Origin of the sequence: Zestomonas insulae, assembly GCF_016901015.1 — a bacterium.
Lineage (GTDB): Bacteria > Pseudomonadota > Gammaproteobacteria > Pseudomonadales > Pseudomonadaceae > Aquipseudomonas > Aquipseudomonas insulae.
In genome coordinates, this window is the sequence record NZ_JAFEUP010000002.1 from 351,240 (window position 1) to 365,834 (window position 14,595).

16 protein-coding genes are annotated in these 14,595 nt (G+C 66.7%); 10 read left to right on the forward strand and 6 right to left on the reverse strand.

The window, feature by feature from the left end; genetic code table 11:
• Window positions 1-73: 73 nt before the first annotated feature.
• Window positions 74-1,192: a branched-chain amino acid ABC transporter substrate-binding protein gene (locus JQX08_RS07355; protein WP_204915638.1), complete on the reverse strand. Its 1,119-nt coding sequence runs from the start codon at window positions 1,190-1,192 to the stop codon at window positions 74-76.
• Window positions 1,193-1,455: 263 nt separating this feature from the next.
• Here JQX08_RS07355 and JQX08_RS07360 point away from each other — a divergent pair, with 263 nt between their 5' ends.
• The 5 genes from JQX08_RS07360 to JQX08_RS07380 all read left to right on the forward strand — a co-directional run bounded on the left by JQX08_RS07360 (window position 1,456) and on the right by JQX08_RS07380 (window position 5,475).
• On the forward strand, window positions 1,456-1,773 hold the full coding sequence (locus JQX08_RS07360; protein WP_204915639.1) for a DUF2288 domain-containing protein: 318 nt from the start codon (window positions 1,456-1,458) through the stop codon (window positions 1,771-1,773).
• A gap of 97 nt (window positions 1,774-1,870) precedes the next feature.
• The gene (locus JQX08_RS07365; RefSeq protein ID WP_204915640.1) at window positions 1,871-2,233 is read left to right on the forward strand and encodes a DUF5064 family protein; all 363 of its coding nucleotides are present in this window, start codon (window positions 1,871-1,873) and stop codon (window positions 2,231-2,233) included.
• 115 nt (window positions 2,234-2,348) lie between these two features.
• Window positions 2,349-3,239, forward strand: coding sequence for an NAD(P)-dependent oxidoreductase (locus JQX08_RS07370; RefSeq protein WP_204915641.1), 891 nt, complete (start codon window positions 2,349-2,351; stop codon window positions 3,237-3,239).
• Window positions 3,236-4,027, forward strand: a complete 792-nt coding sequence (locus tag JQX08_RS07375; RefSeq protein ID WP_204915642.1) for a hydroxypyruvate isomerase family protein — start codon at window positions 3,236-3,238, stop codon at window positions 4,025-4,027. Before JQX08_RS07370 ends, JQX08_RS07375 begins: the two co-directional genes overlap by 4 nt.
• Window positions 4,028-4,152: 125 nt before the next feature.
• Window positions 4,153-5,475 carry a spinster family MFS transporter gene (locus JQX08_RS07380; RefSeq protein WP_204915643.1) on the forward strand — a complete coding sequence of 441 codons (1,323 nt, stop codon included), beginning with the start codon at window positions 4,153-4,155 and terminating at the stop codon, window positions 5,473-5,475.
• A gap of 66 nt (window positions 5,476-5,541) precedes the next feature.
• Here JQX08_RS07380 and rapA read toward each other — a convergent pair whose 3' ends face one another.
• Window positions 5,542-8,385 carry an RNA polymerase-associated protein RapA gene (gene rapA, locus JQX08_RS07385; protein ID WP_204915644.1) on the reverse strand — a complete coding sequence of 948 codons (2,844 nt, stop codon included), beginning with the start codon at window positions 8,383-8,385 and terminating at the stop codon, window positions 5,542-5,544.
• Window positions 8,386-8,560: 175 nt separating this feature from the next.
• Between rapA and JQX08_RS07390 the strand changes: the two genes are divergently transcribed.
• From JQX08_RS07390 to ccoM, 4 genes are all read left to right on the forward strand, one after another.
• Window positions 8,561-8,863 carry an aspartate-semialdehyde dehydrogenase gene (locus JQX08_RS07390; RefSeq protein ID WP_204915645.1) on the forward strand — a complete coding sequence of 101 codons (303 nt, stop codon included), beginning with the start codon at window positions 8,561-8,563 and terminating at the stop codon, window positions 8,861-8,863.
• A gap of 3 nt (window positions 8,864-8,866) precedes the next feature.
• Window positions 8,867-9,469 (forward strand): alpha-ketoglutarate-dependent dioxygenase AlkB, encoded by a 603-nt coding sequence (locus JQX08_RS07395; protein ID WP_204915646.1) that lies wholly within the window; start codon window positions 8,867-8,869, stop codon window positions 9,467-9,469.
• Window positions 9,466-9,624, forward strand: a complete 159-nt coding sequence (locus JQX08_RS07400) for a hypothetical protein (RefSeq protein WP_204915647.1) — start codon at window positions 9,466-9,468, stop codon at window positions 9,622-9,624. The genes JQX08_RS07395 and JQX08_RS07400 overlap by 4 nt, the downstream gene beginning before the upstream one ends.
• Window positions 9,625-10,074: 450 nt before the next feature.
• On the forward strand, window positions 10,075-10,185 hold the full coding sequence (gene ccoM, locus JQX08_RS22350) for a cytochrome c oxidase subunit CcoM (protein ID WP_283246512.1): 111 nt from the start codon (window positions 10,075-10,077) through the stop codon (window positions 10,183-10,185).
• 122 nt (window positions 10,186-10,307) lie between these two features.
• Here ccoM and JQX08_RS07405 read toward each other — a convergent pair whose 3' ends face one another.
• Window positions 10,308-10,778 carry a MaoC family dehydratase gene (locus JQX08_RS07405; RefSeq protein WP_204915648.1) on the reverse strand — a complete coding sequence of 157 codons (471 nt, stop codon included), beginning with the start codon at window positions 10,776-10,778 and terminating at the stop codon, window positions 10,308-10,310.
• Between the two features lie 422 nt (window positions 10,779-11,200).
• Here JQX08_RS07405 and epsC point away from each other — a divergent pair, with 422 nt between their 5' ends.
• Entirely contained in the window at window positions 11,201-12,178 is a 978-nt protein-coding gene (epsC, locus tag JQX08_RS07410) for a serine O-acetyltransferase EpsC (RefSeq protein ID WP_204915649.1), read from the forward strand.
• An 81-nt stretch (window positions 12,179-12,259) separates the two neighbouring features.
• On the opposite strand, the gene JQX08_RS07415 is transcribed toward epsC, so the two are convergent.
• The 3 genes from JQX08_RS07415 to JQX08_RS07425 are packed head-to-tail and all read right to left on the reverse strand — an operon-like array spanning window position 12,260 to window position 14,595.
• On the reverse strand, window positions 12,260-13,054 hold the full coding sequence (locus JQX08_RS07415) for an ABC transporter ATP-binding protein (RefSeq protein ID WP_204915650.1): 795 nt from the start codon (window positions 13,052-13,054) through the stop codon (window positions 12,260-12,262).
• Window positions 13,055-13,066: 12 nt separating this feature from the next.
• A complete protein-coding gene (locus JQX08_RS07420; protein ID WP_204915651.1) occupies window positions 13,067-13,837 on the reverse strand; it encodes an ABC transporter permease in 771 nt (256 codons plus the stop codon).
• Window positions 13,834-14,595, reverse strand: coding sequence for an ABC transporter permease (locus tag JQX08_RS07425; protein ID WP_204915652.1), 762 nt, complete (start codon window positions 14,593-14,595; stop codon window positions 13,834-13,836). The genes JQX08_RS07420 and JQX08_RS07425 overlap by 4 nt, the downstream gene beginning before the upstream one ends.

A 14,595-nucleotide genomic window follows, 5' to 3' on the forward strand; every position in this document is an offset into this window, starting at 1 on the left:
GGACCCGTAAAGCGCGGATAGACAAAACCCACTGCCAAACTGGCCAGTGGGTTTCGGGTTCATTGCATGCGGATTACTGCGCGGCGGTCTTGGTACCGTCCTGGTGCCATTCGTAGACCACGAAGGTGAAGTCCTTCAGGTCACCCTTGTCGTCGAAGGCCAGGGTGCCGGTCGGGGTCTCGAAGCTGTTGGCGCGCAGCGCGGCAGCGACTTTCTTGGTGTCGGTGTCGCCAGCCTTGGTGATGCCTTCGGCGATCACCTGGACTGCGGCGTAGGCCGGGAATACGAACGGGCCGGTCGGGTCCTGGTTCTTGGCCTTGAAGGCTTCGACCAGCGCCTGGTTCTTCGGATCCTGGTCGAACGACTTCGGCAGGGTGACCAGCAGGCCTTCGGAAGCTTCGCCGGCGATGGCGGAGATTTCCTTGTTACCCACACCTTCCGGACCCATGAACTTGACGTTCAGGCCTTTCTCTTTGGCCTGGCGCAGCAGCAGGCCCAGTTCCGGGTGGTAGCCGCCGTAGTAGACGAAGTCGACGTTGGCTTGTTTGAGCTTGGCGATCAGGGCGGAGAAGTCCTTGTCGCCGGCGTTCAGGCCTTCGAACACGGAAACCTTGATGCCTTTGCCTTCCACGGTCTGCTTCACGGCGGTGGCGATGCCTTCACCGTACTGCTGCTTGTCGTGGATCACGGCGATGTTGGTCGGCTTGATCACGTCGGCGATGTAGTTGCCGGCGGTCGGGCCCTGCATGCTGTCCAGGCCGATGGTGCGGAACACCAGCTTGTAGCCGCGGTTGGTGATGTCCGGGCTGGTGGAGGCAGCGGTGATCATCAGGATGCCGTCGTCTTCATAGATGTCCGAAGCCGGCTGAGTGGAGCTGGAGCACAGGTGACCGACCACGAACTTGATGTTGTCGTTGACGATCTTGTTGGCCACGGCAACCGCTTGCTTCGGGTCGCACGCGTCGTCGTAGACCACGCCTTCGAGCTGCTTGCCGTTCACGCCGCCGGCTTTGTTGATCTGCTCGATGGCCATCTTGGCGCCGATGAACTGCATTTCACCATATTGGGCTACGGCGCCAGTGGTCGGGCCGGCCAGAGCGATCTTCACGGTGTCGGATTGTTTCGAGCAGCCGGTCAGGCCAATGGTGGCGATGGCGGCGCATAGCAGTGTGCGGCGGATGGTTTTGTTCATATGTGCTCCACTCTAACCCTTTAGTTTTATTGTCTGCCGCAAGGCGCGGCAGGCTCCCATGGATACGTCCGGACAGACCCCAGGAACTGTACCGGTACAGTGTAGGGTGCCACTTCGGCGCTTGGAAGCCGAGGCGGATGGGCTGGCCGGGCTGGTGTCGCTAAATCGCAATAAACGTACAGAAATACGGCGATTCAGCGACGTAGACGGCGGTATCATGGCGGACCCGTTTTTGTAGTCCCCAACGCCTGATCGAATCCGTCATGACAGAGAACCCTAGCACCCTCTATGCCAAGCTGCTTGGCGAAACTGCCCGCATCGGCTGGCAAGAATTGCAACCCTTTTTTGCCCGTGGCGCGCTGCTCTGGGTCGAGCCTGGGTTGGACCTGATTGCAGTCGCCGTGGCGTTGGCGGAGAACGACCAGCAGACGCTGGCGGGCTGGCTGCAGAGCGGTCAGGTGAGCAAGGTCGAAGCGCCGCGCGCCGAGGATCTGCTGGCCCGCGATCCCGCTTTGTGGGCGGTGGTGGTGGCGCCCTGGGTGCTGATCCAGGAGCGTGAAGACGCGCCGACGCAGCACTGAGCAGCCTGATCTAGACTCGATGGAGCGTTCCCCGCAGCGTTCCTCTTCAAGGTCCAGCGCCGGATTGCGCTTTACTCAGGATTTCAGGAGTGTCGCCATGTTTGAACCGGGTCATCTGCATCTCACCAACCTGCCGGGGCTGGGCCAGCAGGATTTCGCCATCGACCTCTATTACGAGGTGCGCAAGGACCCTGCCGAGGGCTCGGTGATGCACTTCCGCATGGTCGGCGAAATCGACGCCAAGCCGTTCGAGGAAGAATTCGAACTGCGCCGCGACACGGCCTTCAACTTCGCCAGCGTCGCCACCCGCGTCGCCGCCAAGCACGGTTTGCATCCGAAGTTCGGGCCAGTGGTGCGCAGCCACAAGGAGTTCGACGCGATGTTCGAGGACATCCGCGAGAAGCTCAACGCGCATTCCGGCGAACCGGTCGATCTGGACCGCCTGCTGCGCGGCGATTGACCCTCCAGAGTACTGTCCAGGGCCCGCCATGCGCGGGCCCGTTGCATTCTTGTCGTCCGCTGCCGCGCACGCCGCTGCGCCCAGCCCAGTTTGAAGTCCAGTTGTGGAGTACCGCATGACCACCGCTTTGCCCTCACTCGCCTTCGCCGGCATCGGCCTGATGGGCCTGCCGATGTGCCGTCGCCTGCTTGCCGCCGGCTATCCGCTGACCGTGTGGAACCGTTCGCCGGACAAGTGCGCGCCGCTGGTGGCCGCCGGCGCGCGCCAGGTGGCGACGCCCGCGCAGCTGTGCCAGGCGGCGGACGTGGTGATGCTGTGCCTGGCCGACACCGCGGTGGTGCGCGAGGTGGTGTTCGGCACCGACGGCATTGCCGCCGGCGCGCAGGCGGGGCAGCTGCTGGTGGATTTCTCCAGCCTGGAGCCGGCCGCCACGCGAGAGATGGCCGCCGCCCTGGAGGCCGCCAGCGGCATGCGTTGGCTGGACACCCCGGTGTCCGGCGGCACGCCGGGCGCCGAGGCCGGCAGCCTGGCGATCATGGCCGGTGGTCAGGCCGAGGACCTCACACGGGTGCGCCCGATCTTGGCCCATCTCGGCCAGCGGGTGACCCATATGGGCGCGGTGGGCGCTGGCCAGGTGACCAAGGTGTGCAACCAGATGATCGTCGCCTGCAATGCGCTGGTGATCGCCGAAGTGGTGGCCCTGGCCGAGCAGTCTGGGGTCGACGCGAGCCTGATCGCCGAGGCGTTGGCCGGTGGCTTCGCCGACTCCAAGCCGCTGCAGATTCTTGCCCCGCAGATGGCCGAGAGCCGCTTCGAACCGGTCAAGTGGCACGTGCGCACCTTGCTCAAGGACCTCGATACCGCGGTCACACTGTCCCGCGAGCAGGGGCGGGCGACGCCGATGAGCGGGCTGGCTGCGCAACTGATGCGCTTGCACGGCAGTCAGGGCAATCTGGGCCGCGATCCGGCGACCCTGGTGCAACTCTACCGGGAGGAACAGGCATGAAGATCGCCGCCAACCTGTCGCTGCTGTTCACCGAACGGCCACTGATCGAGCGCATCGTCGCCGCGGCGGCCGCCGGCTTCGACGGCGTGGAGATCCAGTTTCCCTTCGAGGTGCCCGCGCTGCGCCTGAAGGAGGCACTCGAGGCCGCCGGCCTGCCGCTGCACCTGATCAACGTTCCGGCTGGCGACCTGATGAGCGGCGGTCCCGGCCTGGCCGGGGTGCCGGGGCTGCGCGCGGAGTTCGCAGTGGCGCTGCAGGAGGCGCTGACCTACGCAGCGATGGTGCGGCCGAGCTACGTCAACGTGTTGCCCGGGCGCCTGGCCGAAGGCGTCACCCGTGACGACGCGCTGCACACCCTGGCCGACAACCTGCGCCTGGCCGCCGACGAGTTCCTGCTGCTCGGCATCCGCGTGGTGGTCGAGGCGATCAACCCGCTGGACATGCCCGGCTTCCTGATCAACACCCCGGAGCAACTCGCCGAGCTGCTCGACACGCTCAATCATCCCAACCTGGCCGCGCAGCTCGATCTCTACCACATGGCCCGTCAGGGTCTCGACCTGCCCACGGCGATTGCCACCTTGGCCGGGCGCATCGGTCATGTGCAGTTCGCCGACTGTCCCGGCCGTGGCGCACCGGGCAGCGGCGAGATCGATTTCAGCGCCGCGCTGCGTGCGCTGGCGCAAGCCGGCTACACCGGCTGGCTGGGCGCGGAGTACAAGCCGGATGCGCAGGGCACGGCGGCCAGCCTGGCCTGGCTGCCGCGCTGGCGCACCGCGCTGGCCGGCTGAGCGAGCCGTGGTGGCCTGCCATCACACCCCTGAATGGTGGCAGACAAGGGCGGTGCGATGGCTCTAGATTGAGCATCCCCGCGTGCCGCTCGGCGGCATGGTGATAACAAGAAGAGACTTCACCGATGTCCAACACCCCGGTTGCTCCGAACGCCTGGCGCGTGCTGTTCCTGCTGTTTCTCGCCAACCTGTTCAACTTCTTCGACCGCACCATCCCGGCAATCATCATCGAGCCGATCCGCCTCGAATGGCACCTCAGCGACCTGCAGATCGGTCTGGTCGGCACCGCCTTCACGGTGATCTACGCGATCGCCGGCATCCCGCTCGGGCGCATGGCCGACACCGGCCGGCGCAGCCGCATCATGGGCTGGGGCCTGGCGGTGTGGAGCGGGCTGACCGCGGTGAACGGCCTGGCCTGGAACTTCTGGAGCTTCCTGCTGGTGCGCATGGGTGTCGGCATCGGCGAGGCCAGCTACGCGCCGGCGGCCAACTCGCTGATCGGCGACCTGTTCCCGGCGCACAAGCGCGCTCGGGCCATGGGCATCTTCATGCTCGGCCTGCCGCTGGGCCTGCTGCTGGCCTACTTCACCATCGGCGCGATGGTCGAGGCGTTCGGCTCCTGGCGCGCGCCGTTCTTCATCGCCGCGGTGCCGGGGCTGATCCTCGCGCTGTTCATGTTCTTCATCCGTGACCCGCAGCGCGGCGCCGCGGAAACCGTGCAGGTCTCCGCGGTGGCGGTGGACAAGCCACTGCGCAAGGTGCTGGCGGTGCGCACCTTCTGGTGGCTGGTGGTCGCCGGGCTGTGCTTCAACTTCGCCACCTACGCCTGCAACTCGTTCATGGTGCCGATGCTGCAGCGCTACTACCTGATGCCGCTGGACCAGGCCGCAGTGGCCACCGGGCTGATCGTCGGGGTCACCGGGCTGATTGGCCTGACCCTAGGCGGCTGGGTCGCCGACAAGGCGCACCAGCGCTCTGAGCGCGGCCGCCTGTTGCTCGGCGCGGGTTCGATGCTGATCGCCGCGCTGGCCACCGGCATTGCGCTGACCCTCGACAAGGGTGACGTGGCGGTGTTCGTGGCGATCTTCAGCTTCGGCTGGCTGTTCTCCTACAACTTCTACACCTGCGTCTACACGGCGATTCAGGACGTCATCGAGCCGCGCCTGCGCGCTACCGCGATGGCGCTGTTCTTCGCCGGCCTGTACCTGCTCGGCGGCGGCATGGGCCCGCTGGTGGTGGGCTTCCTCTCCGACCAATCGGCGCACGCGGCGATGCTCGCCGAAGGTGCCAGCACGCTGACCGAGGCGCACAAGGCGGTCGGTCTGCACGGCGCGATGTTCCTGATTCCGGTGGCGATGTTCCTGACCATGCTGGCGCTGCTGCAGGCCTCGCGCAGTTTCGGCCGCGATGCGACGAGCATGCGCGTGGGGATGGCGGCGACGGCCTGATCGTCTAAGGCTGGAAACAACAAGGCCCGCATCTGCGGGCCTTGTTGTTTTAGGGGGATAGCCCGCTTAGCCGGCGACCATCACCCGAATCGCCTCAAGACGCAGCGCGGCCTTATCGAGCATGGCCAGGCCCTGCTCGCGCTGGTTGCGCACGGTGTCCAGCTCGCTTTCGCGGACGCTCGGGTTGACCGCCTGCAGCGCGCTCAGTCGCGCCAGCTCCTCGTCGAGGTCGGCGGCCAGGCGTTGCTTGGCTTCAGCGACGCGCTCAGCGTGGCGCGGGGCGATCTTCGCTTCGGCGGCGTTGATCTGCGCGGTCAGCTGATCGCGCTGGGCCTGTACGAACTTGTTGGCGCTGGCGCGCGGCACGGCTTCCAGTTGCTCGTTGAGCTTGTCGAAGGCGACCTTGGCGGCCAGGTCGTTGCCATTGGCATCGAGCAGGCTGCGCAGCGCCGCCGGCGGCAGGTAGCGGCCGAGTTGTAGGTGCCGCGGCGCCACCACCTCGCTCACGAACAGCAGTTCGAGCAACACGGTGCCAGGCTTCAGCGACTTGTTCTTGATCAGCGCCACCGCGGTGTTGCCCATCGAGCCGGACAGCACCAGGTCCATGCCGCCTTGCACCATCGGGTGTTCCCAGGTGAGGAACTGCATGTCCTCGCGCGACAGCGCCTGGGCGCGGTCGTAGGTGACGGTGACCGCCTCGTCGTCGCCGAGCGGGAAGCTGGCGTCGAGCATCTTCTCGCTGGGCCGCAGGATCAGCGCGTTCTCCGAATGGTCCTCGCTGTCGATGCCGAAGGCGTCGAACAGCGCTTCCATGTAGATCGGCAGGGCGTACAGGTCATCCTGCTCGGCGATCGCCTCGACCAGCGCTTCGCCTTCGCCGGCGCCGCCGGAGTTGAGTTCGAGTAGGCGGTCGCGACCGCTGTGCAGTTCGCCTTCCAGGCGCTCGCGCTCGGCCTTGGCCTCGCCAAGCAGTTGGTTCCAGCTGCTGTCGTCGCCTTCCTCGAGCAGCGGCAGCAGGCGCGGGCCGAACTGGTGCTGCAGGGCGTTGCCGGTCGGGCAGGTGTTGAGGAAGGCATTCAGCGCATGGTGGTACCACTGGAACAGGCGCTCCTGCGGGCTGCCTTCCAGGTACGGCACGTGCAGCTGGATGGTGTGCTTCTGGCCGATCCGGTCGAGGCGGCCGATGCGCTGCTCGAGCAGGTCCGGGTGCGTCGGCAGGTCGAACAGCACCAAGTGGTGGCTGAACTGGAAGTTGCGCCCCTCGCTGCCGATTTCCGAGCAGATCAGCACTTGCGCGCCGAACTCTTCGTCGGCGAAGTAGGCCGCCGCGCGGTCGCGCTCGAGGATGCTCAGGCCTTCGTGGAACACCGTGGCCGGGATGCCGGAGCGCACGCGCAGGGCGTCTTCCAGGTCCATGGCAGTCTCGGCGTGGGCGCAGATCACCAGCACCTTGAACTTCTTGAGCATCTTCAGGGTGTCGATCAGCCAGTCGACACGCGGGTCGAAGCGCCACCAGCGCGCGTCGTCGCCGTCGTCGGCCTGCGCCTGATAGCGCACTTCCGGATACAGCTCGGCGTGTTCGCCAAGCGGCAGCTCCATGTATTCGATCGGGTTGGCCAGCGGGTAGGGGTGGATCTGGCGTTCCGGGAAGCCCTGCACGGCGGCGCGGGTGTTGCGGAACAGCAGGCGGCCGGTGCCGTGGCGGTCGATCAGCTCGCGGGTCAGGCGCGCGCTAGCCTGGATGTCACCGTCGCTGACCGCAGCGAGCAGCGCTTCACCCTCGGCGCCGAGGAACTTGGCGATGGTCGCGTGGGCGGCCTCGGAGAGGCGGCCCTGGTCGAGCAGTTCCTGCACCGCTTCGGCGACCGGCTTGTAGTTGGCGCTTTCCGCGCGGAACGCTTCGAGGTCGTGGAAGCGCGCCGGGTCGAGCAGGCGCAGTCGGGCGAAGTGACTGTCCTGGCCGAGCTGTTCGGGGGTGGCGGTGAGCAGCAGCACGCCGGCGATGGTCTCGGCGAGCTGTTCGACCAGACGGTACTGCGGGCTGGCCTGTTCCGGGTGCCAGACCAGGTGGTGCGCTTCGTCGACCACCAGCAGGTCCCAGCCGGCGGCGAACAGCGCGTCCTGCGCGCGCTCGTCGTCGACCAGCCACTCCAGGGCGACCAGCGCCAACTGGGTGTCCTCGAACGGGTTGCTGGCATCGCTCTCGGCAAACCGCTCGGCATCGAACAGCGCGACCTGCAGGTTGAAGCGCCGGCGCATTTCCACCAGCCACTGGTGCTGGAGGTTCTCCGGGACCAGGATCAGCACGCGGCTGGCGCGCCCGGAGAGCAGCTGGCGATGGATCACCAGGCCGGCTTCGATGGTCTTGCCCAGACCCACTTCGTCGGCCAGCAGCACGCGCGGCGCGGCGCGGTCGGCAACTTCGCGGGCGATGTGCAGCTGGTGGGCGATCGGTTGCGCACGCGCGCCGCCGAGGCCCCAGAGGGACGACTGCCACTGCTGGCTGGTGTGCTCCAGGGTGCGGTAGCGCAGAGTGAACCAGGCCAGCGGGTCGATCTGCCCGGCGAACAGGCGGTCGCTGGCCAGGCGGAACTGGATGAAGTTGGACAGCTGGGTTTCCGGCAGCGTGACCGGCGCGTGCGTGCCGTTGAGGCCGTGATAGACCAGCAGGCCGTCGATGTCCTCGACCTCGCGCACGGCCATCTTCCAGCCTTCGAAATGGGTGATCTCGTCGCCCGGGGCGAAGCGCACGCGGGTCAGCGGGGCATTGCGCAGGGAGTACAGACGGGTCTCGCCGGTCGCTGGATAGAGCACGGTGAGCATGCGGTCATCCTGCGTCAGGATGGTCCCCAGCCCCAGCTCCGCCTCGCTGTCACTGATCCAGCGTTGCCCTGGTACGTACTGCGCCATGCCTGTCTCCCCGGTGAAAAAGCCGCGTATGGTAACGGATCACCGGGCCCAGGCCAAAGCCGCACGGCGGGGCCGGCGAGTCTTGTCGGAAAAGTGTAGCGAGCGCATCCTCAAGACGACGGGCCGTCGGCCGACAGTCTGACCAAAGGAAGCGTGCCAGGAGGCATGAACCGCCATGTTGCCGCCCATCCCCCACAGCCTGGCGCCGATCACCGCGCAGCAGGACCCGGTCAAGCCGCGTCCCGACGTGCCGCCGGTGACGCCCGCGCAAGCCGGGGCCGGCGGCGATGGCGTCGGCCTCAAGCAGCGCGACCCGCAGGAAGAGGTCGAGCGCCAGCTGGAGCGCCAACGCGACCAGCAGCGCCGCCGCCAGCGCTACACCCCCGAGCAGTTGGCCGCCGGCGAGGTCGCCGAGGAGGACCGTGACCTGCTCGAGTACCTGCCGCGCCCGGGCTTGTGGGTGGATGTCGAGGTCTGAGCCGTGAGCCTGTTCGCCGAGTGTCCGCTGACCCTGGCCGATGCCGAGTTGCGCTACCTGCCCGGCTGGGTTGCCGCCGCCGAGGCCGACCAGTGGCTGCAGGCGTTGCTGGCGCAGACCCCCTGGGAGCAGCCGCAGGTGTTCCTGCACGGACGCCACTACCCGGTGCCGCGCCTGGTCGCCTGGTACGGCGATCAAGAGGCGCGCTATCGCTACTCCGGGCTGATCCACACGCCGCTGCCGTGGACCCCACTGCTCACTGAGATCCGCCGGCGTGTCGCAGCCGAGTGCGGCCAGCCGCTCAACGGCGCGCTGCTCAACTATTACCGCGATGGCCAGGACTCGATGGGCTGGCACAGCGACGACGAACCCGAGCTCGGCGAGCAGCCGCTGGTCGCCTCGCTCAACCTCGGCGGCGCCCGGCGCTTCGACCTGCGCCGCAAGGGCTCGACGCGCATCGAGCATTCGCTGCAGTTGGAGCACGGCGCGCTGCTGGTCATGGCCGGCGCAACCCAGCATTATTGGCAGCATCAAGTGGCGAAGACGCGCAGCCCCTGCGCGCCCCGTCTGAACCTGACCTTCCGCCTGATCCGGTCGCCCGCATGAGCACAGATGACAAGCTGATCGATTTCAGCGCCGAGCGCGGCAAGCGCATCCACGACATCAACGACAAGCGCCTCGACGAGATGCGCCAGGCCTTCGAGCGTGCCTTGCCGCTGCCGAAGGTGAAGAAGAAGGCCAAGAAGCCGAAGAAGCGCTGATCCGCCGTTCCTGATGCCGCCGGCGTGGCGTACGTCAGTACGCTGCTTTCCGGCACGCTGCTGGCCGAGTCCTCATTCCCTTCATAAAGACGCATCGCACCCGCCGCCGAGCCGCTAGGGGCGAATTAGTCGGCTGCGCCCATCGCGGATAAATCCGCTCCTACAGGGCGCGGTGCAACGGTCACGCCACTGAGGTGGCGCCCAGCCCCCGATCCCGTAGGCGCAAATTCATTCGCGATAGCCGGCAGCTCCGGTCGTGGATAAATCCGTTCCTGCACGGGCGTCATGCAACGGTTGAACAGGAATCATCGGCCGCCTCGCCATCAGCTGCGGCGGGCTGCCGCACCCGCAAATGGAGTGCGGCGACTATTGATCCAGATCAATTTTCCCCAAGGCGATCGCGAGTACCTTGAACCCATCGAATCAAGAACACCGATGAGGAGGGCGAAAATGTTCATGGATCATGCAGTTCTGGCAGGTATCGGTACGGTTCTGCTGATGTGCGCGTTTTTCGGCGGCGTCGGCTACTTCATCTGGAGCGACTCGCACAAACACAGCTAGTCGTTTCACACAGGGCACGCAAGGCAACTTGGGCGACTTCGGTCGCCCTTTTTTTTGCCTGCGCGAAAGGCGGGTAAATGCAGGAGCGGACGGGCGCCGCTCCTGTGCTGCAGGTGCTGCGATCAGCCGATGGTGATCGGCGGCAGCTCGGCGGTGGTGACAGTCTGCAGGCTGCGCGGAGCGAGGATTTCCGCGGCGCCGTCGACCACCAGTTCGTCGTTCTGGTTGAACACTCGGGTGGCGATCTTGACGCGGAACTTCGGCAGCTTCTCGAGGATTTCCAGGCGCACGGTCAGGGTGTCGCCGAATTTCACCGGACGGGTGAAGCTCATGGTCTGGCCAATGTAGATGGTGCCCGGACCCGGCAGGGTGCTGGCGACCGCCGCGCTGATCAGCGCACCGCTGAACATGCCGTGGGCGATGCGCTCCTTGAACGGCGTGCCGGCGGCGTACTCGGCGTCCAGGTGCACCGGGTTGTGGTCGCCGGACAGCGCGGCGAACAGCTGGATGTCGCGCTCTTCGACGGTCTTGCTGTAGCTGGCGGTCTGGCCGATTTCCAGGCTGTCATACGGAACGTTGGTGATCTGCGGCATGCGGATTCTCTCTTGTAAGACGGTGACGGTGGGCGCGCCGCCGGAAGCGTCGCGCCGCAAATTGCCCGGGTCTTGTACCACAGTTGGCCGCGCTCCAGCCTCCTCCGAAGCGGGGGGCTAACTCCTTCTCTTACGCTTCGAACCCGCAGCAGCGATGCGACGCCTCTAGCACGGCCGACAGCGCGGCGATCCGCCGGAAAGGGGAGCGGTCTTGCCGGGTAATTCATATATTCAATTAAGTTTTGTAAGTAAAAGAAATAATTATTTATTTGGCATATGTCAGCGGCCTAGAGTGGCCGGCAACAAGGCGCGGCCTCACCCGGTGTCCACGCCGGTCACGCGGTAGCTCGCTGTGCAGTGCTGCGCGCACGTTCTTTAATGATCTGGGCGGACCGCCTGCATGCGGCCGGCAAGGAGCCTGTATGTCCAAGAAACTCTCGGCCGATCTCGACGGCCTGACGCCTACCCCGCTGGATGCCGTGACCAAGCCGGTCAACTGGCAGCTCGAGCAGATCGTCGAACAGCTGCGTGCGGCGCGCGCCGAATGGCGCAGCAGCACCGGTCGCGCGCGAGAGCTGGGCAGTCGTGAACTGCCATCGCGCGCCGCCGTGGAAAACATTCTCGAAGCGCTGTGCGGGGCGCTGTTCCCGATGCGTCTGGGGCCCAGCGGGTTGCGCCAGGAGAGCGAGGACTTCTATGTCGGGCATACCCTGGATAACGCGCTGAACAGCCTGCTCGAGCAGGCGCGCCTGGAGTTGCGCTATGCCGCGCGCCAGCGTGGCGAGGTGGAGGCGGGCAGCGATGCGGTGGCGGTGCAGATCGTCCGCGATTTCGCCGCCGCCTTGCCGGGCCTGCGCCGTTTGCTGGACAGCGACGTGATTGCCGCCTTCGCCGGCGATCCGGCGGCGCGCAGCGTCGACGAGGTGCTGCTCTGCTACCCCGGCATCCTCGCGGTGATCCACCACCGCCTGGCCCATCACCTGTACCGCGCCGGCCTGCCGCTGCTGGCGCGGATCGCCGCGGAGATCGCCCACTCGGCGACCGGCATCGACATCCACCCCGGCGCGCAGATCGGCCACAGCTTCTTCATCGACCACGGCACCGGCGTGGTGATCGGCGAGACGGCAGTGATCGGCAACCGAGTGCGCATCTACCAGGCCGTGACCCTCGGTGCCAAGCGCTTCACCGCCGACGAGACCGGCCAGCTGCACAAGGGCCAGGCGCGCCATCCGATCGTCGAGGACGACGTGGTGATCTACGCCGGCGCGACCATCCTCGGGCGCATCACCCTCGGCAAGGGTTCGACGATTGGCGGCAACGTCTGGCTGACCCGCAGCGTGCCACCGGGCAGCAACGTCACCCAGGCGACCTTGCAACACCAGCCCGGCAGCCCCGGGTAACTCCGCCCCGGCTCCAACGCTCCGCCGCGCAAAAACCAAGCCCCCGGCTGACAAGGCCGGGGGCTTTTGGGTTGCGGGGGCTCAGGCGCCGGTCAGCTCGGCGAGCAGCTCGTTCTTCAGCTGCTGCAAACGCGGCGAGTGGCGCTCGCGCGGGTGCGGCAGGTCGACCTGCACCTCATGCTTGATGCGCCCCGGGCGGGCGTCCATGACCACCACCCGGTCGCCGAGGTACAGCGCTTCCTCGACGTCGTGGGTGACCATGATCATGGTGCTGCGCTGCTGCACCCAGATGCGCTGCAGCTCGCGCTGCAGATGCACGCGGGTCAGCGCGTCGAGGGCGCCGAACGGTTCGTCGAGCAGCAGCACCTTGGGCTTGGTGATCAGCGCCCGGGCGATCGCCGCGCGCTGCGCCATGCCGCCGGAGAGCTGGTGCGGGTAGGCCTTCTCGAAGCCGGTCAGGTTGACCAGCGCGAGGTGCTCGGCGACTAGCTCGGCCTTTTCCTTCTTGCCGAGGCGCTGGTTCTTCAGTGCCAGGGCGACGTTCTCCTCGACGGTCTTCCAGGGGAACAGCCGGTGGTCCTGGAACACGATGCCGCGTTCCAGGCTGGTGCCGGCGATGGGCTGGCCGTCGAGCAGGATGTCGCCGTCGTACTCGCTCTCCAGGCCGACGATCAGGCGCAGCAGCGAGGATTTGCCGCAGCCGCTGGCGCCGACGATGCTGACGAACTCGCCCGGCAGCACCTGCAGGTCGATGTTCTCCAGCACCGGCAGGCGCTGCTCGTCGATCCGGTACTGCTTGCTCAGGTTGCGCACCTGCAGGGCCCCGGGTTGGCGCACCACGGCGCCGATCAATTGCTGGTCAAGAATGGCAGTCATCACGGGTCACCTTTAACGAAGATTGCGCCAGCGCAGCAGATGGCGGCTGAAGCGGGAAAATGCCTGGTTCATGGCGTAACCGAGCAGGCCGATGCACAGCACGCCGATCACTACGACTTCCATGCGCGAGCCGGTTTCGGCGTTCATCATCAGGTTGCCGAGGCCCATGCCGGTGGACAGGAACAGCTCGCAACCGACCGAGCTGACCCAGGCGAACGCCAGGGCGTGCAGCACGCCGTTGGACAGGCTCGGCAGCGCACTGGGCAGCAGCACCTGGGTGAACTGCTGCAGCGGGGTCAGGGCGTAGACCCGACCGACTTCGCGGTAGCGCAGCTCGACGTGGCTGAAGCCCTCGAAGGTGTTCAGGGTCATCGGGTAGAAGGCCGCCAGCGAGACGATCAGCACCTTGGAGAACTCGCCGCTGCCGAACCACAGGGCCAACAGCGGAATCAGGCCGAGGATCGGTACCTGGCGCAGGGTGTGGTAGAGCGGCGCGAGCAGGCGTTCGGCGACCTTCGACAGGGCCATCAGCGCGCCGACCGCGAAGCCGGCGAGCACCCCGTAGAGCAGGCCCAGGCAAGTGCGCTGCAGGCTCGCCCAGGTGCTCAGCCACAGCTCGCCGCTGGCCAGCAACTCGCTGAGGCCGGCGCCGATCTGGCTGAGCGGGACGAAGGCGTAGGCATGGCTGGCGCCCTGCCGCGAGGCGAACTCCCAGGCGGCGACCAGCAGCAACGGCAGCAGCAGGCCGCGCAGAGGTTTGAGGTAACGCGTGACAGTACTCATGAGCGCGGTTTCCAACGGAACAGACGTTTTTCCAGGAGGCGGAAGCCATAGTCGAGGGTGAAGCCGATCAGTCCGGTGACCAGCACGCCGACCATCACCACGTCGATGCGCATCATCTGCCGGCTCATCTCGATCATCTGCCCGAGGCCGCTGTCGGCGGCCAGCAACTCGGCGGCGACCAGCACCATCCAGGCGCGGCTGAGGCTGATGCGCAGGCCGGTGACGATCGGCGGCGCGGCGGCCGGGAAGGCCACGTCCTTGAGCAGGCTGCTCAGCGGCAGGCGGTATACGCTGGCGACATCGAAGTAGCTGCGCGGGATGCCCTTGACGCCCTCGCTGGCGGCCAGGGCCACCGGGAAAAACGCCGCCTTGGTGACGATCAGGATCTTGAAGGTCTCCTCGACGCCGAAGAACAGGATGAACATCGGGATCAGCGCGATCGACGGAATCTGCCGCAGGGTATGGAACAGCGGCGCGCAGTAGGCCTCGACGTTCTTCGACAGGGCCATCGCGGTGCCGAACAGCAGGCCGCCCAGCGCACCGATGGAGAAGCCGATGGCCAGGCGCGACAGGCTGTTCTGCAGGTGCTCGCGCAGCTCGCCGCTGCCGAGCAGTTCGACGAACGCCTCGTAGACGTGCTGCGGCGGCACCAGCAACTGGGTGGGGAACCAGCCGGCGTTGGCCACCAGCGCCCAGGCCAGCAGCACGACGAACGGCGAGATCAGCCAGCTCAGGCGGTTGAAGGAAAGGGTGAGCAT